The 20,023-nt window shown below is 72.5% G+C and carries 20 protein-coding genes; 15 read left to right on the plus strand and 5 right to left on the minus strand.

What is annotated here, in order from left to right:
* The 4 genes from OG736_RS35845 to OG736_RS35860 are packed head-to-tail and all read left to right on the plus strand — an operon-like array spanning position 1 to position 4,690.
* Entirely contained in the window at positions 1-765 is a 765-nt protein-coding gene (locus OG736_RS35845; RefSeq protein WP_327186100.1) for a crotonase/enoyl-CoA hydratase family protein, read from the plus strand.
* 2 nt (positions 766-767) lie between these two features.
* Positions 768-1,889 carry a CaiB/BaiF CoA transferase family protein gene (locus OG736_RS35850; protein ID WP_327186101.1) on the plus strand — a complete coding sequence of 374 codons (1,122 nt, stop codon included), beginning with the start codon at positions 768-770 and terminating at the stop codon, positions 1,887-1,889.
* Between the two features lie 15 nt (positions 1,890-1,904).
* The gene (locus OG736_RS35855; RefSeq protein ID WP_327186102.1) at positions 1,905-3,050 is read left to right on the plus strand and encodes a thiolase family protein; all 1,146 of its coding nucleotides are present in this window, start codon (positions 1,905-1,907) and stop codon (positions 3,048-3,050) included.
* Positions 3,047-4,690 (plus strand): thiolase C-terminal domain-containing protein, encoded by a 1,644-nt coding sequence (locus OG736_RS35860; protein ID WP_327186103.1) that lies wholly within the window; start codon positions 3,047-3,049, stop codon positions 4,688-4,690. The genes OG736_RS35855 and OG736_RS35860 overlap by 4 nt, the downstream gene beginning before the upstream one ends.
* On the opposite strand, the gene OG736_RS35865 is transcribed toward OG736_RS35860, so the two are convergent.
* On the minus strand, positions 4,606-5,145 hold the full coding sequence (locus OG736_RS35865) for a hypothetical protein (RefSeq protein ID WP_327186104.1): 540 nt from the start codon (positions 5,143-5,145) through the stop codon (positions 4,606-4,608). The two genes, OG736_RS35860 and OG736_RS35865, sit on opposite strands and share 85 nt — an antisense overlap.
* Positions 5,111-6,319, minus strand: coding sequence for an acyl-CoA dehydrogenase family protein (locus OG736_RS35870; protein ID WP_327186105.1), 1,209 nt, complete (start codon positions 6,317-6,319; stop codon positions 5,111-5,113). Before OG736_RS35870 ends, OG736_RS35865 begins: the two co-directional genes overlap by 35 nt.
* A 194-nt stretch (positions 6,320-6,513) precedes the next feature.
* Between OG736_RS35870 and OG736_RS35875 the strand changes: the two genes are divergently transcribed.
* The 5 genes from OG736_RS35875 (at position 6,514) to OG736_RS35895 (ending at position 12,246) form a co-directional block, all read left to right on the plus strand.
* On the plus strand, positions 6,514-7,986 hold the full coding sequence (locus OG736_RS35875) for a FadR/GntR family transcriptional regulator (protein ID WP_327186106.1): 1,473 nt from the start codon (positions 6,514-6,516) through the stop codon (positions 7,984-7,986).
* Between the two features lie 166 nt (positions 7,987-8,152).
* On the plus strand, positions 8,153-9,301 hold the full coding sequence (locus OG736_RS35880; RefSeq protein WP_327186107.1) for an acyl-CoA dehydrogenase family protein: 1,149 nt from the start codon (positions 8,153-8,155) through the stop codon (positions 9,299-9,301).
* Positions 9,302-9,311: 10 nt separating this feature from the next.
* Positions 9,312-10,079, plus strand: a complete 768-nt coding sequence (locus tag OG736_RS35885) for an SDR family NAD(P)-dependent oxidoreductase (RefSeq protein WP_327186108.1) — start codon at positions 9,312-9,314, stop codon at positions 10,077-10,079.
* Positions 10,080-10,096: 17 nt separating this feature from the next.
* Positions 10,097-11,266 carry an acyl-CoA dehydrogenase family protein gene (locus OG736_RS35890; RefSeq protein ID WP_327186109.1) on the plus strand — a complete coding sequence of 390 codons (1,170 nt, stop codon included), beginning with the start codon at positions 10,097-10,099 and terminating at the stop codon, positions 11,264-11,266.
* A complete protein-coding gene (locus tag OG736_RS35895; RefSeq protein WP_327186110.1) occupies positions 11,263-12,246 on the plus strand; it encodes an NADPH:quinone oxidoreductase family protein in 984 nt (327 codons plus the stop codon). Before OG736_RS35890 ends, OG736_RS35895 begins: the two co-directional genes overlap by 4 nt.
* 7 nt (positions 12,247-12,253) lie before the next feature.
* Here the strand turns inward: OG736_RS35895 and OG736_RS35900 are convergent, their stop codons facing one another.
* A complete protein-coding gene (locus OG736_RS35900; RefSeq protein ID WP_327186111.1) occupies positions 12,254-13,117 on the minus strand; it encodes a mycofactocin-coupled SDR family oxidoreductase in 864 nt (287 codons plus the stop codon).
* A gap of 176 nt (positions 13,118-13,293) precedes the next feature.
* Between OG736_RS35900 and OG736_RS35905 the strand changes: the two genes are divergently transcribed.
* The 4 genes from OG736_RS35905 to OG736_RS35920 are packed head-to-tail and all read left to right on the plus strand — an operon-like array spanning position 13,294 to position 15,681.
* On the plus strand, positions 13,294-14,439 hold the full coding sequence (locus tag OG736_RS35905; RefSeq protein WP_327186112.1) for an amidohydrolase family protein: 1,146 nt from the start codon (positions 13,294-13,296) through the stop codon (positions 14,437-14,439).
* Entirely contained in the window at positions 14,436-14,657 is a 222-nt protein-coding gene (locus OG736_RS35910; RefSeq protein ID WP_327186113.1) for a hypothetical protein, read from the plus strand. Before OG736_RS35905 ends, OG736_RS35910 begins: the two co-directional genes overlap by 4 nt.
* 7 nt (positions 14,658-14,664) lie before the next feature.
* Complete coding sequence (locus OG736_RS35915; RefSeq protein ID WP_327186114.1) at positions 14,665-15,477, plus strand: mycofactocin-coupled SDR family oxidoreductase; 813 nt, start codon at positions 14,665-14,667, stop codon at positions 15,475-15,477.
* A 15-nt stretch (positions 15,478-15,492) separates the two neighbouring features.
* The gene (locus OG736_RS35920) at positions 15,493-15,681 is read left to right on the plus strand and encodes a ferredoxin (protein WP_327186115.1); all 189 of its coding nucleotides are present in this window, start codon (positions 15,493-15,495) and stop codon (positions 15,679-15,681) included.
* Between the two features lie 55 nt (positions 15,682-15,736).
* On the opposite strand, the gene OG736_RS35925 is transcribed toward OG736_RS35920, so the two are convergent.
* Complete coding sequence (locus tag OG736_RS35925; protein WP_327186116.1) at positions 15,737-16,609, minus strand: VOC family protein; 873 nt, start codon at positions 16,607-16,609, stop codon at positions 15,737-15,739.
* 163 nt (positions 16,610-16,772) lie between these two features.
* On the opposite strand from OG736_RS35925, the gene OG736_RS35930 reads away from it, so the two are divergent.
* Both OG736_RS35930 and OG736_RS35935 read left to right on the plus strand, forming a co-directional pair.
* Positions 16,773-17,633 carry an alpha/beta fold hydrolase gene (locus OG736_RS35930; protein WP_327186117.1) on the plus strand — a complete coding sequence of 287 codons (861 nt, stop codon included), beginning with the start codon at positions 16,773-16,775 and terminating at the stop codon, positions 17,631-17,633.
* A gap of 42 nt (positions 17,634-17,675) precedes the next feature.
* Complete coding sequence (locus OG736_RS35935; RefSeq protein WP_327186118.1) at positions 17,676-18,299, plus strand: TetR/AcrR family transcriptional regulator; 624 nt, start codon at positions 17,676-17,678, stop codon at positions 18,297-18,299.
* 64 nt (positions 18,300-18,363) lie between these two features.
* Here OG736_RS35935 and OG736_RS35940 read toward each other — a convergent pair whose 3' ends face one another.
* On the minus strand, positions 18,364-19,962 hold the full coding sequence (locus tag OG736_RS35940; protein ID WP_327186119.1) for an FAD-binding protein: 1,599 nt from the start codon (positions 19,960-19,962) through the stop codon (positions 18,364-18,366).
* Positions 19,963-20,023 lie beyond the last annotated feature (61 nt).

The following is a 20,023-nucleotide window of genomic DNA, read 5'->3' on the forward strand; positions in this document are numbered from 1 at the left end:
GTGTCCGACGAGGTACTGGTGGAGCGCCGAGGCGCGGTCCAGATCATCACGATCAACCGCCCGGCGAAGAAGAACGCGCTGGACGCCGCGGTGGCCGCCGGAGTGGCGGCCGCGGTGGACGAGCTCGACGCGTCGGACGAGTTGCGGGCCGGTGTGCTCACGGGGGCGGGCGGCACGTTCTCGGCGGGGATGGACCTCAAGGCGTGGCTGCGGGGCGAGACGCCCGCGATCGAGGGCCGCGGCCTGTGCGGGATCAGCATGACGCCGCCGCGCAAGCCGCTGATCGCCGCCGTGGAGGGCTGGGCCCTGGCCGGTGGCTTCGAACTGCTGCTGGCCTGCGACCTGGTGGTCGCCTCCCGCACCGCCCGGCTCGGCGTGCCGGAGGTGACCCGGTCGCTGGTCGCGCGGGCGGGTGCCGCTCTCCATCTGCCCCGCCGGATCCCGTACGCGATCGCTCTGGAGCTGCTGCTCACGGGCGCGCCGATCGACGCCGAGCGAGCCGCCGCGCACGGCCTGGTCAACCGGCTCACCGACGAGGGCGGCGCGCTCGACGGCGCGCTCGAACTCGCCGCGACCATCGCCGCGAACGGCCCGTTGGCGGTCGCGGCGACGAAACGGATCGCCCGCTCCACGGCCGACTGGACACTGGACGAGGCCTGGGGCAGACAGTTCGACATCGCCGAGCCGGTGTTCCGGTCGCAGGACGCCCGCGAAGGGGCGGCGGCCTTCGCCGAGAAGCGGGCGCCGGTCTGGAAGGGACGCTGACCATGACGACAGGACCGCTCGCCGGCTGCCGGGTCGTCGAACTCGGCGGCATCGGACCGGGGCCGTTCGCCGGGATGCTGCTGGCCGACCTGGGCGCCGAGGTCGTCCGCGTGGACCGGCCCGAGCGGGCCGGCGAACCGGACGCGGGCGGACCGGCGGACGTGCTGGGCCGGGGGAAGCGGTCCGTCGTCCTCGACCTGAAGGACCCGGCCGCGAGCGCCGCGCTCCTGCGGCTCGTCGAGCGTGCGGACGTGCTGATCGAGGGGTTCCGTCCCGGCGTCACCGAACGCCTGGGCATCGGACCGCACGACTGCCTGGCCCGCAACCCCCGGCTGGTCTACGGCCGGATGACGGGCTGGGGACAGGACGGACCGCTCGCCGCCTCGGCCGGACACGACATCACCTACATCGCGCTGACGGGCGCGCTCGGCGCCATCGGGGAGGCGGGCGGCCCGCCGCGGATCCCGCTGAACCTCGTCGGCGACTTCGGGGGCGGCGGCTGCTACCTCGTGATCGGCGTACTCGCCGCCCTGCACGCCACCGCCCGCACCGGCCGCGGCCAGGTCGTCGACGCGGCCGTCGTCGACGGCACCGCACACCTGCTCGCCAGCACCTTCGGCAAGCTCGGGCGCGGCGAGTGGAGCGACGAACGGGGTGTCAACCGGTTCGACGGCGGCTGGCCCTTCTACGCCGTGTACGGGACCAGGGACGGCCGCCACATCGCCGTCGGCGCGCTGGAGCGGCCGTTCTACCGAAGCCTGGTCGAACTGCTCGACCTGGAGGTGGACCCGGACCGGCAGCACGACCGGTCGACCTGGCCGCGGCTGCGCCGACTGCTGACGCAACGCTTCGCGCAGCGCACCCGGGACGAGTGGGCGGAGCTGTTCGAGGGCACCGACGCCTGCGTGGCCCCCGTGCTGAGTCTCACCGAGGCCGCCGCGCACCCCCATCTGGCCGCGCGCGCAAGCCTGTTCGCCCGCGACGGGGTGGTCCAGCCCGCCGCCGCCCCCCGGTTCTCGGCGACCCCGTCGAGCGCGGGCCGCGCGGCACCGGCGGTCGGCGCCGACACCCGGGCCGTGTTCCGGGACTGGGGCGTCGACCCCGCCGTGCAGTTCTCCGACTGACCCGAAGGAGCTTCCATGCGAGACGCCGTCATCGTCGACGCCGTACGCACCCCGATCGGCAAGCGGGGCGGCTCGCTCGCCCCGGTGCACGCGGCGGACCTGTCGGCCCGGGTGCTGAACGCCCTCGTCGAGCGCACCGGGGTGGACCCCGGCACGGTGGACGACGTGGTCTGGGGCTGTGTGACCCAGATCGGCGACCAGTCCAGCAACGTCGGCCGGTCCGCGGTGCTCGCCGCCGGCTGGCCCGAACACGTCCCCGCCGTCACGGTCAACCGGGCCTGCGGCTCGAGCCAGCAGGCGGTCGACCAGGCCGCCCACGCTGTGATGGCCGGCCAGTACGACCTCGTGGTCGCGGGCGGCGTGGAGACGATGAGCCGGGTGCCGCTCGGCTCGCACCGCACCACGGGACAGCCGTACGGGCCCGGCGTCCTCGCCCGGTACGACGGGTTCGAGTTCAACCAGGGCGTCGGCGCCGAACTCATCGCCGAACGCTGGGGGTTGAGCCGTACCCGGCTCGACGAGTTCGCCGCCGGGTCGCACGCCAGGGCCGCCGCGGCGATCGACGCGGGCGTCTTCGACGACCACCTCGTGCCGGTCGAGGTCGACGGCGCCGAGTGCACCGCGGACGAGGGGCTGCGGCGGGGGACGTCGGTCGAGACGCTGGCGAGGCTCAAGCCGTCGTTCAGGGAGGACGGCGTCATCCACGCCGGGAACGCCTCCCAGATCTCCGACGGCGCGGCAGCCCTGCTCGTCACCACCCCGGAACGGGCCCGTGAGCTGGGTCTCGCCCCGATCGCCCGCTACCACACCGGAGCGGTCAGCGGCGCGGACCCGATCACCATGCTGCTCGGCCCGATCCCCGCCACCGAGAAGGTGCTGCGCCGCTCCGGCCTGACCCTCGCCGACATCGGCGTCTACGAGGTCAACGAGGCTTTCGCACCGGTGCCGTTGGCCTGGCTGGCCGAGACCGGCGCCGACCCCGCGCGGCTCAACCCGCTGGGCGGGGCGATCGCGGTCGGCCACCCGCTCGGCGGGTCCGGCGCCATCCTGATGACCCGGCTGCTGGCCCGGATGCGGCGCGAGAACCTCCGCTACGGGCTCCAGACCATGTGCGAGGGCGGCGGCACCGCGAACGCCACCATCATCGAGCTGCTGCGATGACCGAACGTCCGCTGCCCCAACCGACACTCGCCAGCGCCGGGTTCTGGCGCTCCGGGGCCGACGGCGTGCTGCGCGTCTCCCACTGCGCCCACTGCGGGCGGTACTTCCATCCGCCGCTGCCGCTGTGCCCCTCCTGCCGCGGCCGCGACGTGGCGCTCGCCCCCGTCTCGGGCCGGGCGGTGGTCGTCGGGTTCAGCGTCAACCACCAGACCTGGCTGCCGAAGTTCCCGCCGCCGTACGTCGTCGCGGTGGTCGCCCTCGCCGAGGACGACCGGGCGCGTCTGACGACCAACGTCGTCGGCTGCGCGACGGACGAGGTGTACGTCGGCATGCCGGTCCGGGTGCGCTTCGAACAGCAACAGGACGTGTACGTACCGCTGTTCGAGCCCGATCCGGCGGCCGAGGGTCCTGGCCCGCTGCCCGGGCCCCGCGACATCGGCGCCTCCGTACGCCCCATGGCCTCACCCCGGAAGTACGAGGACCGGGTGGCGCTGACCGGCGTGGGACAGTCACGGGTGGGCCGGCGCCTGATGGTCGACCCGCTCTCGCTGACCGTCGACGCGTGCCTGGCCGCACTCGAGGACGCGGGCCTCGGCCCGGACGAGATCGACGGGCTCTCCACCTACCCCGGGCCGAGCCCCGACGGCATGAGCGAAGGCGGTGTCACCGCCCTGACCGAGGCCCTGCAACTGCGCCCCACCTGGGTCAACGGCGCCCGCGAGGTGCCGGGCCAGATCGGCTCGATCACCGCCGGCATGCTCGCGGTCGCCGCCGGGCTGTGCCGGCACGTGCTGTGCTTCCGCACGGTGTGGGAGTCCTCGCACGGCGCTCTGCTGCGGTCCGGGCAGTGGGAGTCCGGCGGCGGACGCGCCACGGGCATGTTCGAGTTCCGGGCGCCCTTCGGCGCCATGTCCGCCGCCCAGTGGATCGGCTGCCACGCCTCGCACTACCTGCACCGGTACGGCGTCGGCCGTGAGGCCCTCGGCGCGATCGCCGTCACCGCGCGGGCGAACGCGGCCCGCAACCCCGAGGCCCTGCACCGCGACCCGATGACGCTCGACGACTACTTCGACGCCCGCGTGATCACGACCCCGTTCGGCCTCTACGACTGCGACGTGCCCTGCGACGGCGCGGTGGCCGTCGTCGTCTCGGCGATCGAGGCGGCGTACGACCGGCCCCGGCCGCCCGTCCTGGTCGAGTCCGTCGGCACGGCCGTACTGGAACGGCTCAGCTGGGACCAGGACACCCTGACCCATCTGCCGCAGTCGCACGGCCCCTCCGCGCACCTGTGGAGCCGCACCGGCCTCACCCCCGCCGACGTCGACGTCGCCCTGCTCTACGACGGGTTCACCTTCAACGCCGTGTCCTGGATCGAGGGTCTCGGCTTCTGCGGGCCGGGTGAGGCGACCGACTTCATCGCCGGGGGCCGGACCATCGCCCTCGACGGCGACCTCCCGCTCAACCCGCACGGCGGCCAGCTCTCGGCGGGCCGGCTGCACGGCTACGGCTTCGTCCGCGAGGCGATGAGGCAGCTGCGCGGCGACGCGCACGGGCGTCAGGTCGAGGGTGCCCAGGTGGCGGTGGTCACGGCGGGCGGGGGAGTGCCGTCGGGGGCGATGCTGCTGAGGAAGGCGGAGTAGGCGGAGTAGGCGGAGTAGGCGGAGTAGGCGGAGTAGGCGGAGCGGGCGGTACGGATGGTGCGGCGGTCTTCGCTCAGCGCTCCTCGTCGAAGGTGACGACGACCCTCCCGGCCGCTCCGGGGGCAGCGCCGGTTCGAAGGCCCGCTGCACCTCGGAGAAGGGCACCCGTGGCTGATCAACCTGGCGAACCGCTCCCTGCGCTCCGCCGGTTCCGCCGTGACCTCGAAGATCTCGATGGGGTGGCCCTGGGAGGCGATGAGGGTCAGCTCGCTGCGGAGCATCCCGCCGAGGTCCATGTCGGCGCCCTTCCTCCGTACGGCGACCATGACCAGCCTCGCGCCCCACTCGGCCGAGTCGACGGCGGCGTTGACGACCGCCGGGGCGCCGGCGGCGTCGATGCAGATGTCCCGGTCGGTACGATCAACCCTGCCGACGGGGCTCCCGCGGGAGTCCAAGACCCCGTTCGGCGACCTGGGTGCGCAGCACCTCGTTCGCGCCGCCGGCGATCGTGTACGCGCGCGAGTACAGATGCGCGTCCTGCCACCAGCCGTCCGCCACGGTCTCCGGGTCGTCCTCGGTGAGCAGCCCGTCCGTGCCCTGGAGGCGCAGCCCGAAGTCCGCCAGGTCGTGATGGAGCTCGCTGAAGAAGATCTTGCCCAGCAGGGCGTCCTCCGGCCGTTCCGTGCCGTGCAGCATCCTCGACTGCGCGACACCGGTCATCGCGGCGTTCACCTGCACCCGCGCGGCGAGCTCCCCGAGCGACCGACGGGTCGCCGAGTCGTCGAGCGCGGGCCGGCCGCCCACCGGTGTCTCCTCCGCGAGCCGCAGGAGGTCGTCCAGGACGGCGGACAGCTCGGCGCCGCGCGCGGCCACGCCGGAACGCTCACGGCCGAGGCTGCTCATCGCCACCCGCCAGCCGTCGTGCACCCGGCCGATCACCCGGTCGGCCGGGATGCGGACGCCGTCGAGGAAGACCTCGTTGAAGTCGGTGGTCCCGGTGATCTCGCGCAGGGGCCGCACGGCGACGCCGGGGCTGCGCATGTCCAGGGCGAACGCCGTGATGCCCCGGTGTCCCGGGGCGTCCGCGTCGGTGCGCGCGAGCAGGTAACCCATGTCCGCGTGCTGGCCGTTGGTCGTCCACACCTTCTGGCCGTCGACGACGAACACCGCCTCGCCGCCCTCGCCCTCGAGGCGGGCGCGGGTGCGCAGCGCCGCCAGGTCGCTGCCCGCCTCCGGCTCGCTGAACAGCTGGCACCACACGTCCTCGCAGGTGCGGATGCGGGGCAGGAAGCGCGCCCGCTGTGCGTGGGTGCCGAAGTCGAGGAGGGCCGCCGAGGCGAGCGCGGCCGCGCCGACGGGCGGCCAGGTGCGGGCGCGGGCGATCTCCTCGGCGACGACGGACGGTTCGAGGGGGTGGGCGTCGGGCCGGCCGCCGTACTCGGCGGGCCAGTCGATGCCGAGAAGGCCCGCCTCGTACAGCTTCGCGGTCCATTCCCGGATCGCCGGCATCAGCGCAGGGTCGGGTGCGCGCACCCCGGAGTGCGGCTTGGTCCCGGGAGCGTGTTCCGCCACGAAGGCGCGCACTTGTCTCCGGAACGCCTCGAGGCCGGGTGTGGGTTCCAGTCGCATCGCCGCCGACTCCTTGGTCCTCATGCAAGCGATCTCAAAATGAGGGTACTCTAACGGAGTCATCGTGTCGGTTGCCAGAGCGGGACGCCGGAATCAGTAACCCGATCTCGCTGCTGGACGTCCGGCTCGCGTGTCCTGCGTCCTGGCGGCCAATAGACTGGGGATCCGCAATGTCCCCTCAGAGGAGTTGGCCCATGGCGACTGCCGTCGACCGCGAGCCCGCCGACGGCGAGACCGGTCTCCCGGTCGGCAAGCTGGCCGCGCAGACCGCGCAGCGCATCGAGGCGACCGTGATCCGCCAGGGCTGGCCCGTCGGTGAGTCGCTGGGCTCCGAGGTCGACCTGCGGGAGCGGCTCGGGGTCAGTCGCGCCGTGCTGCGCGAGGCGGTGCGGCTGGTCGAGCACCACCAGGTCGCCAGGATGCGGCGCGGGCCGGGCGGCGGCCTGATCGTCTGCGCGCCCGACGCGGGACCGGCGACCCGGGCCATGGTGATCTACCTGGAGTACGTCGGCACCAGCGTCACGGACCTGCTCCGGGCCCGCCAGCTCCTCGAACCGATCGCCGCCGGACTCGCCGCCGACCGCATCACCGAAGAGGGCATCGCCACGCTCCGGGCCACGCTCGACTCCGAACGCGGCCACTGGGACGACCCGTCGGTCCATTCGCAGGACCCGCTGCACCCGGTGCTCGGCAGGCTCTCGGGAAATCCGGTGCTGCACCTGTTCATCGACGTGCTCACCCGCCTGACCGCCCGGTACGCGCACACCTCCCGACGCATCTCCCGGGCGGAGATGCACGCGGCGAAGGAGACCTCGCACCGTGAGCACCGGGCCGTGGTCGACGCCGTCGTCGCCGACGACGGCGCACGCGCGCAGACCGAACTCACCGCGCACCTGGAGTCGGTGGCGGCCTGGATCGAGAAGCACCGCGTCCGTCGCGGCCAGCGGATCTCGGGCAACGTGGTCGAGCCCGAGCTGGTCGAGGGGCCGCGGGCCAAGCTCGCCGAAGTGGTGGCCGCCCGGATCCACGACGACATCGCCGCGCGGGGCTGGCAGATCGGCATGGTCCTCGGCTCGGAGGCGGATCTGCTGGCCCGCTACGAGATCAGCCGGGCCGTCCTGCGGGAGGCCGTGCGGCTGCTGGAGTACCACCAGGTCGCCCGGATGCGCCGCGGGCCCGGCGGCGGGCTGGTCGTCACCGCGCCCGAGCCGCAGGCCAGCATCGACACGATGGCGCTCTTCCTCGAGTACCAGGGCGTCACGGCCGACGACCTGCGGATCGTCCGCAACGCCATCGAGCTCGGCATGGTCGCCCGGGTGACCGCCCGGCACGCCGAGGGCGACACGGTGGTCGCCGAGCGCCTCGCCAAGGCCGTCCGGCGGCCCACCGAGGGCCCGGCCGGCGACCTCCGCAAGGCCGACCTGTTCCACTCCGAACTGGCCGATCTGGCCGACAATCCGGTGCTCTCGCTCTTCCTCGCCATCATCACCGAGCTGTTCCGCCGGCACGCCTCCGGCCATGACCGGCCGCTCCCCGGGGACACCGCGGCCGACGAGGTCCAGCACGTCCACCAGCGCATCCTCGACGCGATCGTGCAGGGCGACGCGGGGGTCGCCCGTCACCGGATGCGCCGTCACCTGGACGCGCTGATCCCCTGGTGGCACTGATCCCCCGGTGGCACTGATCGTCTGACGCCACTGAACCCTGGTGGCATTGATTTACTGACACTGATTCCCGACGCCCCATGTCTCCGCTTCGTGACATGGGGCGTACCGCTGTGCGGTGAGAGGCGATTGCGTATACTGAATAGGGTCGACGGTCGAAGGAGATCCGATGCGCCGGACCCTGTTCGAGCAGGACCACGAGGACTTCCGTCTCCTGGTCCGCGACTACCTCGCCCGCGAAGTGCTCCCGGTGTACGAGGACTGGCGGCGCGCCGCACTCGTCCCGCGCGAGCTGTTCACCTCGATGGGCGGGCTCGGCATCCTGGGCGCGGCCGTCCCCGAGGAGTACGGCGGGGGCGGCCGGGACGACTACCGCTTCAACGTCGTCATCCAGGAGGAGTGCGCCCGCGCCGGCGTCACCCTGGGCGGCCTGCGTACCCATCTCGACGTGGTCGTCCCGTACTTCACGGGTCTCGCCGACGCCGAGCAGCGGGCCCGCTGGTTCCCGGGACTGGCCTCGGGCGAGCTGTACACCGCGATCGCGATGAGCGAACCGGGCACCGGATCCGACCTCGCCGGCGTCACGACCCGGGCGGTGCGCGACGGCGACCACTACACACTCGACGGAGCCAAGACCTTCGTCACCGGCGGCCACCACGCCGACCTGGTGATCGTCGTGGCCCGCACCGCCACCGACCCGGACGACCGGCGCGCCGGACTGTCCCTGCTCGTGGTGGAGAAGGGCACGCCCGGCTTCACGGTCGGGCGCCGGCTGGAGAAGATCGGCCTCGCGGTGCAGGACACCGTGGAGCTGTTCCTCGACGGCGTCCGGGTCCCCGCCGCCAACCTGCTGGGCGAGGAGGGCGCCGCCTTCACCCACCTCGGCCGCAACCTGACCCAGGAACGGCTGGCCATCGCGGTCGGCGCCGTCGCCCAGACCCGCGCCGCGATCGACCTGACCCTCACCTATGTCCGCGACCGGACGGTGTTCGGCAGGCCGGTCGCCCACTTCCAGAACACGAAGTTCGAACTCGCCGCGATGTCGGCCGAGTCGGCGGCCGCCCAGACCCTGCTGGACGCGGCGGTCGCGGCGCTGGTCGCCGGTGAACTCGATCCGGCCGACGCGGCCCGCACCAAGCTGTTCTGCACGGAGACCCAGGGCCGTGTCGTCGACCGCTGCCTGCAACTGCACGGCGGCTACGGCTACCTCGTCGAGTCCCCGATCGCCCGGCTGTACGCCGACGCCCGGGTGACCCGCATCTACGGCGGGACCAGCGAGGTCCTGAAGACCATCATCGGCAAGTCCCTCGGCCTGTGAGGAGATCCAAGTGAACATCGACGGTTCAGCGGCGCTGGTCACCGGCGGCGCCTCCGGCCTCGGACTGGCCACCGCGCGCCGCGTCATCGACCGGGGCGGCCGCGTCGTGCTGGCCGACATCTCCGAGGAACAGGGCGTCAAGGCGGTCGCCGACCTCGGCGACGCGGCCCGCTTCGTCCGCGCGGACGTCACCGACGAGGACTCGGTCACCGCCGCCCTCGACGCGGCACGACAACTCGGCCCGCTGCGCTTCGTCGTGCACTGCGCCGGACGCGGCGGCGACCGTGCCAGGATCATCGACCGTGACCGCACCCCGGGCGAACTCGCCTCGTTCGCCGAGGTCGTACGGGTCAACCTGATCGGCAGCTACAACGTGCTGCGCCTGGCCGCCGCCCGTCTCTCCGGCAACGACGTCGTCGACGGCGACCGCGGCGCCGTCGTCCTGACCGCCTCCGTCGCCGCCTTCGACGGGCAGATCGGCCAGACCTCCTACACCGCAGCCAAGGCGGGCGTCCACGGCATGACCCTGGTCGCCGCCCGGGACCTGGCGAGCTGGCAGATCCGGGTGAACACCATCGCGCCGGGCATCATGGACACCCCCATGCTCGGCCGGCTGCGCGCCGACATCCGCGAGGGCCTCGCGGCGACCGTGCCGCACCCCGGGCGGCTCGGTGACCCCGACGACTTCGCCCGCCTCGCCGTGGAACTGCTGGAGAACCCCTACCTCAACGGCCAGACGGTGCGGCTCGACGGCGCCCTCCGTATGGCTCCGCGCTGAACGGGCGGGGGAGTCCGATGAGTTCGGCCGACGACTTCCGGTCCCGTCTGCGCGCCTTCCTGACCGAGCACCACCCGGGCCGGCGTCCGAGGGATCCCGTCGCCCGGCTGGCCTGGCAGAAGGCCTGGCTGGCCACGCTGTTCGACGCCGGGTACGCGGGCCCTGGCTGGCCGCGCGAATACGGCGGTATGGGCCTGGACTTCGCCCGCCAGGTGATCTACCAGGAGGAGTACGCGCTCGCCCGGGTGCCCGGCCCGCTCGGCACCGGGCTCGGGATCGCGGCCCCCACCCTGATCACGTACGGCACAACCGAGCAGAAGGACCGCTTCCTGCGCCCCATGCTGCGCGGCGACTCCGTGTGGGCGCAGGGCTACTCCGAGCCCGAGGCGGGCTCCGACCTCCCGGCACTTCGTACGACGGCCCGCCGCGAGGGGGACGTGTACGTCGTCAACGGGCAGAAGGTGTGGACCAGTTCGGCTGACATCGCCGACGTCCTCTTCACACTGGTGCGCACCGGGCCCCCCGACTCCCGCCAGGACGGCATCAGTTATCTGCTGATCGACGCCCACGCCCCGGGAGTCGGGGTGCGCCCGCTGCGGGACCTGACCGGGGACGCGCACTTCTGCGAGATCTTCCTCGACGACGTACGCGTGCCCGTCGACGACCGGATCGGCCCCGAGAACGGCGGCTGGCCGCTGGTCCGGACGAGCCTCGGCCATGAGCGTGCCGCCGGAGCGATGAACCAGGCGGCCCTGTACCGGCGGGTGCTCGACGAGCTGGTCGAGCTGGCGCACGAACGCGGGGCGACCGCCGACCCGCTGGTGCGCGACCGGCTCGCGGACTTCGAGATCCGGGTGACGATCATGCGGCTGACCGGGATGCGGACCATCGCCGACATCCTGGCGAAGGGCGAGCCGGGACCGGCCTCCTCGACGGCGCGGTTGTTCATCGTGACCTTCGAGCAGGAACTGCACGAGTTCGCCCTGGAGTTGCTGGGGCCTCACGGGATGCTCGGCCGTCACGATCCGCACGCCGTCCAGCGCGGACGCTGGGTGTGGGGCTTCCTGCGCACCCGGGCCTCGACGATCGGCGCGGGCACCGCCGAGATCCAGCGCAACACCATTGCCGAACAGGTCCTCGGCCTGCCCCGGGACCCGGTGACACCGACCGCCGGGAGGGCACGATGAGAGCCGCGCGCTGTACGCACCACGGGCCCCCGGACGGTCTGGAGGTCGTGGAGCTGGACGACCCGGAACCCGGCCCGGGCGAGGTACTGGTCCGGGTGCACGCCGCCGCGGTCAACTTCCCGGACGTGCTGCTCGTGGCCGGCCGCTACCAGGTGTCCGTGCCGACGCCGTTCACACCGGGCAGCGAGTTCGCCGGTGTGGTGGCGGCGCTGGGGCCGGGCGTGCCCGGTCCCGCGGTGGGCACAGCGGTGGCCGGAGCGGTGCTGACGGGCGCGTTCGCCGAGCAGGTCGTGGTGCCCGTCGAGGGTCTGCGCCCCGTCCCCGACGGGCTCGACATGGTCCGTGCCGCCGCCTTCCACGTGACGTACGCGACCGCCTACCACTCCCTCGTCACGGTCGGGCGGGGCGCGGCGGGGGAGTGGGCGGCGGTCCTCGGGGCGGCGGGCGGGGTCGGCACCGCGGCCGTCGACATCGCGACCCGGCTGGGGATCCGCGTCGTCGCGGCGGCATCGAGCCGGGAGCGGCTCGCGGTCGCCCACGAACTCGGCGCGCAGGCCGGCGTCGACTACGTGCGGGAGGACCTGAAGACCCGGATCCGGGAGCTGACCGGCGGCGACGGCGTCCACCTCGTGGTCGACCCGGTGGGCGGAGACCACGCCGAGGCCGCCCTGCGCGCGCTGCGGCGGGGCGGCCGGTTCGTGACCGTGGGCTACGCCGACGGAAGGATCCCCCGGATCCCTCTGAACCTGGTGCTGCTCAAGGACGCGGTGGTGCGGGGTTTCGAGATCCGCATGCTGCGCCGGTACGCCCCGGACGCGGTGGCCGCCGGGGACCGGGAGCTCGCCCGGCTGGTCCGGGACGGGATGCGCCCGCTCGTCTCCCGCGTCCACCCCCTCGCCGAGGTGGCCTCCGCCCTGACCGACGTGGCGGAACGGCGCACCACCGGCAAGGTGGTCATCGACCTGACCGGGACCTCGTGAACTGCCCTCAGAACGTGGGTGGTTGCGGACGCCGCTTGACATACCCGCCGGCGTCGACGCGCAACTGCACACCGGTGACGTAGCGGGACTCGTCGGAGACCAGGAAGAGCACGGTGTCGGCGATGTCCTCCGGCTCGACGTACGGGATGCCGAAGCCGGTCGTCGCGGGGAAGGAGGGCAGCGCGTCCTCGCGGCCGGGGTTCTCCAGGTCGGGCCGGAACGACCGGTACATGAGGTCGCTGTTGAGCATGTCGGTGTTGACGTTCGTGGGATGCACCGCGTTGACCCGGATCCGTCGCGAGGCCAGCACCGTCGCCAGGTCGTGCACGAACGCGGCCACCTGGCGCTTGGCGAACGAATAGCCCAGCCCGCCGGGCCCGTTGGCCGGGTTGTCGGTGGTCGCCGGGATCAGCGCGGCGATCGATCCGGTCGCGACGATCGAGGCGCCGTCCGGCAGATGGTTCAGCGCCGCGTCGACGGCGTGCACCACCCCGTGGAAGTCGACGGTGACCGCGTCGAGGAAGGCCTGCGCGGTCTGCCCGGGGCCCAGCGGGCAGATCCCGGCCTGGGCGACCACGGCGTCGAGCCGCCCCAGTTCGGCCACCCCGTCGGCCACGGCGGTCTTGAGCGCCGCCGGATCCCGCACGTCCGCCTTGCGCGCGACGACGCGCCGGCCGAGCTTCTCGACCTCGCGCACCGTCTCGTCCAGGTCCTCCTCGGTGGCCAGCGGATAGCCGTTGGTGGCGATGTCCGCGCAGAGGTCCACGGCGATGATGTCGGCTCCCTCCGCGGCGAGCCGGACCGCCTGGGCCCGGCCCTGGCCGCGCGCGGCCCCGGTGATGAAGACGACCTTGTCCTGCACTCGACCCATGGGGTCTCCTTCCCTCGAAAAAAGAGTAGCCTGAATAGCGACACAGCGAATCGGATGTTTCTTGATGATCTCGGAAATCCGCGTGTTGTTGCTGATCGTTTCCGCTGAACGGGACTTGTTCAGTGCACACAATGTCACCAGTGCTAGAGAGTCCCCGAGACCGAGGGAGCACAAGGATGCCGTTGCAGCCATGGATGAAGTTGCTGTCGACCGACGACCATCTGATCGAGCCCCCACGCCTGTGGTCGGACCGTCTGCCGGCGAGGTTCCGGGAGGCGGGTCCACGCATCGTGGAGCAGCCGCGGGGAGCGGGCCGGGCACCCGCCGAGGTGTGGGTCTACGAGGACCGGATCCACCCCTACATCGGCCTGAACGCCGTCGCGGGAAAGAAGCCGGAGGAGTTCGGCCTCGAACCGACCCGTTACGACGAGATGATCCCGGGCTGCTACGACCCCGCGGCCAGGATCCGCGACATGGATCTGGACGGGGTGTGGGGCGCCCTGTGCTTCCCGTCCTTCCCGGGGTTCTCCGGCCATGTCTTCCTGGACGGCAAGGACCGAGAACTGGCGCTGCTGTGTGTGCAGGCGTGGAACGACTTCGTCCTCGACGAGTGGTGCGCCACCGCGCCGGGGCGGCTCATCCCCCTGGTCATCATGCCGATGTGGGACGTGCAGGCCTGCGTCGCGGAGATCCACCGGACCGCGGCCAAGGGGGCGAAGGCGATCTCCTTCCCGGAGAACCCGGCCCCGCGCGGCCTGCCCTCCTTCCACACCGACCACTGGGACCCCATGTTCTCGGCGGCCGAGGAGACCGACATGCCGCTGTGCCTGCACTTCGGCACCTCGGGCAAGCCGCCGAAGACGGCCGAGGAGGCCCCGTTCGCCGTGACGATCGCCCTGTTCGGCTGCAACGCCATGTTCGCCACCGCCGACCTGCTGTTCTCCCCGGTGCTGCACAAGCACCCCAGGCTGAAGATCGGCCTGTCCGAGGGCGGCATCGGCTGGATCCCGTATCTGCTGGAGCGCAGTGACGGCACCTGGGAGCGGCACCGCTTCTACCAGAACGTCAACCAGAGCGTGCGGCCCTCGGACCTGTTCCACAAGCACTTCCACGGCTGCTTCATCGACGACCGGTTCGGCGTCGAGGTACGCCACCACGTCGGCGTCGACAAGATCACCTGGGAGTGCGACTACCCGCACTCCGACTCCTACTGGCCCAAGTCCCGCGCCTACGCGGCGGAGGTGCTGGCCGACGTCCCGGACGACGAGGTGCACAAGATCGTGGAGCTCAACGCCCGCCGCCTCTACAACCTCCCCGCATGAGCCGGCGCCCGGAGTCCGAGCGGTCCGACTGGACCGACCTGGACCTGCTCACCCGCGAGGAGGCGCACGGCCGGCTCCTCGCGGAGATCGCCGAGACGGACGTACGGCTGGCCGGGCTCGATGCGTCCGACGAGGCCGAACGCGAACTCCTCGGGTCCCGGCTGCGCGCCCTGCGCGAGGCCGCCGAGGACCTGACCGACCACGCGAGGAAGGACTGAGGCCGCCATGGGGCGTGTGGAGGGCAAGGTCGCGCTCATCACGGGAGCGGCGCGGGGGCAGGGCCGCTCCCATGCCGTGCGGCTGGCCGAGGAGGGCGCGGACGTCGTCGTCACCGACGTCTGCCACGACATCAGCGACGAACTGCCGTACCCGCTCGCGTCGAAGGACCAGCTGGAGGAGACCGCGCGGCTGGTCAGGGCGACCGGCCGGCGGTGCGTCGTCGTGCAGGCCGACGTCCGCTCGATCGCCGAGGTACGGGCGGCCGTCGACGCGGCGCGGGCCGAGTTCGGGCGGCTCGACGTGGTCGTCGCCAACGCCGGTGTCATGAGTTCGGGCTCCGCCTGGGAGCTGTCCGAGGAGGTCTGGGACGTCGTCGTCGACGTCAACCTCAAGGGCGCCTGGAACACGGCGCGGGCCGCGATCCCCTGGATGATCGAGGCCGGGGAGGGCGGCTCGATCGTCCTGATCAGCTCCGCCGCCGGCATCCGCGGGCATGTGCCGTACGCCCACTACGTGGCCGCCAAGCACGGCGTGGTCGGCCTGATGAAGGCCCTGTCCAACGAACTCGCGCCGCACCGCGTCCGGGTGAACACCGTCCACCCCACCGGCGTCAGCGACACGGGCATCACCGTCGGCGTGCCCGTGGAGGAACTGGCCGCGCGGGAACCGCTGTTCGCCCTCGCGGCGATGAACCCGCTGGCCCCGTACGTCGAACCGCGGGACGTGTCCAACGCCGTGCTGTTCCTCGCCTCCGACGAGGCGCGGTACGTCACCGGCCTTCAGTTCACCGTCGACGCGGGGTCGACCAACAAGCCGTAGAACGAGGTGGGTTGTATGAAGATCACCGTCGACACGTCGTCGTGCTCCGGGCACGCCCGCTGCTGGGCGGCGGCACCCGGACTGTTCCGCCTGGACGACGACGGCTACGCGCTGCCCCTCGACGCGGAGGTGCCCGAGGACCTCCTGCAGGCCGCCCGGGACGGCGAGTCGGCCTGCCCGGAACGGGCGATCACCGTCGAGTGACACGGCTGAGCCCCACGGCCGTCACGGGCCGTGGGGCTCAGCCGTGTCCGCCCGCTCAGCCGGCCGGCTGCGGCGGCGGGGTGAAGTGATGGCCCCAGAACGCGCCGTCCGTGATCTCGTACACGGGGACGGGCTCCGGCACCTTCAGGCCGTTCCAGCCGAACTCGACGGCGTAGTTCTCCGGCGACCACACGTAGAACGACACCATGTGGTCGTTGGTGTGCTTGCCGAGCGAGTGCATCATCGGCACCTCGTACCGGGCGGCCCGGTCGAGGGCGCGCCCGACGTCGTCCAGGGTCGCGCCCTCCACCATGAAGTGCAGCAGCCGCCCGGGACCCGGCATCGGGGTGACACCGAGCGTGTGGTGGCGGGCGTTGCACCCCATGAACCACGTCGTGCCGGCCGGTGAGCGCATCGTGTTGCGCTCGATGAAGCCGAGGACACCGACATAGAAGTCGAACGTGGTCCGGGCGTCCTCGGCGGAGACGATCGCGTGCCCGAAGCCCATGTCGCCGGTGACGAACCTCGAGACCAGCGGGGTGTGCACGGGCACATGGTCGAGAACCGTGCCGTAGAACAGCTCGACCGGGTTGCCGCCCGGATCGTTGAACCTGACGAAGCCCGTGACCCTCCGCTCCGCCGCCTCGGCCTCGGTGCCGGCCGTCACCTTGATCCCGGCCTTCTCGACGTCCGCGGCCAGACGCGCCAGCTCCCGCTCGTCGAGGACCTCGAAGCCCAGCGCCGTCATGGCGCTCTGGGCCCCCGCCGAGACCACGATCCGGGCCGGGTGGTCGTCCATCCTGAAGGACAGCGACTCGGCGTCGCCGCCCTCTACGGGCATCAGGCCGAGGAAGTCGGCCCCGAAGGTCCTCCACTTGCCGAGGTCGTCGGACTCCAGACGCAGGTACCCGAGTGAGCGCACACCCATCAGGCCCTCCCCTCACAGTCGGTCAGGTCCGGGCCGGCCCGACGGGCTCCCGGTATCGGTATGTCCGCGACGCTAGACAGCCCGGGACGCCCGTGGCCGGGAGCGTCCCACTGATCGGGAGACGCACGGCGCACGGCGTCACCCGGGTGCGACGGTGACGGCCATGACACTCAGCCACGAGGACACCCTGCGCGAACTGCACACCGACGACGGCATCCTGCGCTACCACGAGGCGGGCGACGGACCGCCGCTGCTCCTGCTGCACGGGTCGGGGCCGGGAGTCACCGGCTGGCGCAACTACCGCGCCAACCTTCCCGTCCTCTCCCGCCACTTCCGCTGCCTCGCGCTGGAGTTCCCGGGCTTCGGGGTGAGCGACCCGACCGCCGAGAACCCGATGGCGGCCGGCCCGAAGGCGGTCCTGCGCTTCCTCGACGGCCTCGGTCTCGACCGCGTCGACGTCATCGGGAACTCCATGGGCGGGTTCGTCGCCGTGGGGCTCGCGGTCGCCCACAAGGACCTGTTCCGCAGGATCGTCACCATCGGCGGAGTGGGCCGCAACATCCTCTCGCCCGCGCCCAGCGAAGGGCTCAACCTGCTGGTGGAGTTCGCCGAGGACCCCACCCGGGAGAAACTCGTCCAGTGGCTGCGGGCCATGGTCCACGACCCGGCCCTGCTGACCGAGGAGCTCGTCGGGGAACGCTGGGCGAGCGCCACCGAACCGGCGACGCTGGAGGCGTCCCGCCGGATCTACGGCAGGCAGGCGATGGCCGCCGTCCTGGCCGCCCAGGCCCAGTCGGACCAACCCGTCTGGGCCGCACTGCACAAGATCGCCGTGCCCACCCTGCTGACCTGGGGCCGGGACGACCGGGTGACACCGCTGGAGAACGCGCTGCTGCCGCTGCGCACCATCCCCAAAGCCGAACTGCACGTGCTGCCGGACTGCGGGCACTGGGCGATGATCGAGCAGAAGGCGGCCTGGGAGAGCGCGGTACTGGCCTTCCTGACCCGCCCGGAGGCCGGCTGAGTGCCGACGGCGGGAGCAGCCGACGACAGGGGGGACGACGACGTGCCAAGACCCGCACAGGCCCGGCGGCCCGCCGACCCGGCGTCGAGCCGCCAGGCCGCCCGGCGGGTCCGTATCCTGAGCGCCGCCTCCGCACTCGGAGCGCGCGAGGGACTCTCCCGCGTGCAGATGCACGACGTGGCCAAGGAGTCCGGCGTCGCGATCGCCACGCTGTACCGCTACTTCCCGTCCAAGCCCTACCTGTTCCTCGCGGTCCTCGAATGGCACATCGAACAGTTCCTCGGAGGCCGCGACGGCGGTCCGGCGGCGGACGGACCGGTCGCGGACGGACCGGCCGACCCCGCGACGGAGGTGGCGGAGACGCTCGTCGCGCTGACCGGGAAGCTGCTGGGCAGCCGTCTGCTGGCCTCGGCGGTGGCGCTGTCGTCGTTCACGGAGTACGCGAGCGTCGTCCCGACCCGGATCGACATCGTCGAGAGGGCGCTGGGACAGCGGCTCCTGCGACTGCTCGGGGGCCGCGCCGACCCGGAGACCGAGCGCGGCAGGGTACGGCTGCTCGTCTACAGCTGGTGGGGGCTGTTCGTGGCCGTGCTGACCGAGGAGATCTCCCCCGAGCAGGGGGAGACGGACCTGCGGCTCGCCGCGCGGCTGATCGCCGCGGCATAGCGCCCGGCGCGGCGAACGGCTCGGCGCCCGGGACACCCACCGTGTCCCGGGCGCTGCCGTACCGTCAGTCCGTCGCCCCCGCCATGTCCAGCACCGCGAGATATCCGAACGCCAGGCTCGAACCGATCGGAGTGCCCGCACCCGGGTACACGCGCCCCGACATCGCGGCCGCGGTGTTCCCGGTCGCGTACAGACCTTCGATCGGCTGGCCGTCGGGCCGCAGCACCCGCGCGCGGGTGTCGATCTTCAGACCGCCCTTCGTGCCGATGTCGGACGGCACGATGGTCGCCGCGTAGAACGGCGGTGCGTCGATGGGCAGGAGCAGCGGGTTCGGCCACTCCGGCGCCGGCTTCGCCGCGAAGTTCTGCCGGGGGTCCGCGGGCAGCGGGACGATGTGCTGGAACATCCGGTCCCACGGGGTCTCACCGCGGTGGAACCGCTCGTCCACCCCGGTCCGCGCGTATCCGTTGAACTCCTCGACCGTCTGCTTCAGCGCCTCGAACGGGACGTCGATCAGGCGCGCCAGTTCCTCGAGCGTGTCGGCCTTCTTCAGCGCGCCCGACGCCAGCCACTGCGGGCCCGGCGGCTCGTCCGGCGGGCCGCCGATGCTGTCCCGGTCCAGCTGCCGCTGGTCGAACACCCAGTGGGCCGGGATGTGACGCACGCCGGTGGCGGCGTGCAGCCGGACGATCTCGTGCCCGGCCTGGTCGTACGGCCGCGTCTCGTTGACGAAGCGTTCGCCCGCGCCGTTGACCCAGATCCCGCCCCGGGTACCGGTGTGGAAGACCGGCAGACCGTCCGGGTGGATGAGCCCCGGCACGAACCAGGCCTCGTCCAGCAGGTCGGTGTCCGCACCCACCGCGATGCCCGCCCGCAGGGCGTCGCCGGTGTTGGCCGGGGCGCCTTCGGACCACTCCCCGGTGAGCGGCCACTGGTGCTTCTCGCGGAGTTCACGGTCGCGCTCGAAGCCGCCGGCCGCGAGCAGCACGCCCCGCCCGGCCCGGATCCGGACCCGTTCACCGTCGCTGACGACCTCCACACCGGTGACCCTGCCGTCCTCGACGACCAGGCTCTCCAGCGCGGTGTTCAGCCGCAGTTCGCCGTTGCCCGTCTCCAGGAACGCCGACAGCGCCCGGCCGATCAGCGCCCGGCCACCGACCAGGACCGGACCCTCGTCGAAACCGAACCGCTCGGTCGGAAGCGAGTCACGGACCAGCGCCCTGCGCTCGCGGAGCTCCGCGGCCTCGAGCGGCGGCGGGAAGACGGTGTGTCCCGTGGGTGACGCCCCCGGATCCGCCGCGTAGTAGTCCGGCACCGGCCCGTGGACGAAGGACCGGAACCAGGGGTTCTGCTCCAGCTCGTCGATCAGTCGGACCCCGGCCGCCAGATACGCGTCCTGGAGCGGCTCGCGGGCCGGGTCGTCGACGACACTGCGCAGATACGCCCGTGCCTCCTCGACGTCGTCACCCAGCCCGGCCCGGCTCAGCGGAGCGGACCCCGGGAACCACAGACCCGCGCCGGAGTACGCCACGGTGCCGCCGACCCGGTCGGTCTTCTCGACGACGAGCGTGCGCAGGCCGCGCGAGGCCGCCACGTACGCCCCGACCAGACCTCCGCCCGACCCCACGACGATCACGTCGTAGGCATCCTCGTTGATGCTCATCCGAACCTCCTCATGAGTGCCGACGTTCTGGGTGGGGGGTGGGGCCCCGGCGCGTGCCGCG

Source organism: Streptomyces sp. NBC_01334 (genome assembly GCF_035983595.1).
Classification (GTDB): Bacteria; Actinomycetota; Actinomycetes; order Streptomycetales; family Streptomycetaceae; genus Streptomyces; species Streptomyces coriariae.

Excerpts from the sequence above, each read along its gene's own strand:
- OG736_RS35900 (WP_327186111.1), bottom strand. The coding sequence starts at position 13,117 with ATGGGTCGAGTGCAGGACAAGGTCGTCTTCATCACCGGGGCCGCGCGC.
- OG736_RS35855 (WP_327186102.1), top strand. The coding sequence starts at position 1,905 with ATGCGAGACGCCGTCATCGTCGACGCCGTACGCACCCCGATCGGCAAG.
- OG736_RS35860 (WP_327186103.1), top strand. The coding sequence starts at position 3,047 with ATGACCGAACGTCCGCTGCCCCAACCGACACTCGCCAGCGCCGGGTTC.
- OG736_RS35895 (WP_327186110.1), top strand. The coding sequence starts at position 11,263 with ATGAGAGCCGCGCGCTGTACGCACCACGGGCCCCCGGACGGTCTGGAG.
- OG736_RS35940 (WP_327186119.1), bottom strand. The coding sequence starts at position 19,962 with ATGAGCATCAACGAGGATGCCTACGACGTGATCGTCGTGGGGTCGGGC.
- OG736_RS35915 (WP_327186114.1), top strand. The coding sequence starts at position 14,665 with ATGGGGCGTGTGGAGGGCAAGGTCGCGCTCATCACGGGAGCGGCGCGG.
- OG736_RS35870 (WP_327186105.1), bottom strand. The coding sequence starts at position 6,319 with ATGCGACTGGAACCCACACCCGGCCTCGAGGCGTTCCGGAGACAAGTG.
- OG736_RS35890 (WP_327186109.1), top strand. The coding sequence starts at position 10,097 with ATGAGTTCGGCCGACGACTTCCGGTCCCGTCTGCGCGCCTTCCTGACC.
- OG736_RS35930 (WP_327186117.1), top strand. The coding sequence starts at position 16,773 with ATGACACTCAGCCACGAGGACACCCTGCGCGAACTGCACACCGACGAC.
- OG736_RS35920 (WP_327186115.1), top strand. The coding sequence starts at position 15,493 with ATGAAGATCACCGTCGACACGTCGTCGTGCTCCGGGCACGCCCGCTGC.
- OG736_RS35905 (WP_327186112.1), top strand. The coding sequence starts at position 13,294 with ATGCCGTTGCAGCCATGGATGAAGTTGCTGTCGACCGACGACCATCTG.
- OG736_RS35880 (WP_327186107.1), top strand. The coding sequence starts at position 8,153 with ATGCGCCGGACCCTGTTCGAGCAGGACCACGAGGACTTCCGTCTCCTG.
- OG736_RS35875 (WP_327186106.1), top strand. The coding sequence starts at position 6,514 with ATGGCGACTGCCGTCGACCGCGAGCCCGCCGACGGCGAGACCGGTCTC.
- OG736_RS35925 (WP_327186116.1), bottom strand. The coding sequence starts at position 16,609 with ATGGGTGTGCGCTCACTCGGGTACCTGCGTCTGGAGTCCGACGACCTC.
- OG736_RS35850 (WP_327186101.1), top strand. The coding sequence starts at position 768 with ATGACGACAGGACCGCTCGCCGGCTGCCGGGTCGTCGAACTCGGCGGC.
- OG736_RS35910 (WP_327186113.1), top strand. The coding sequence starts at position 14,436 with ATGAGCCGGCGCCCGGAGTCCGAGCGGTCCGACTGGACCGACCTGGAC.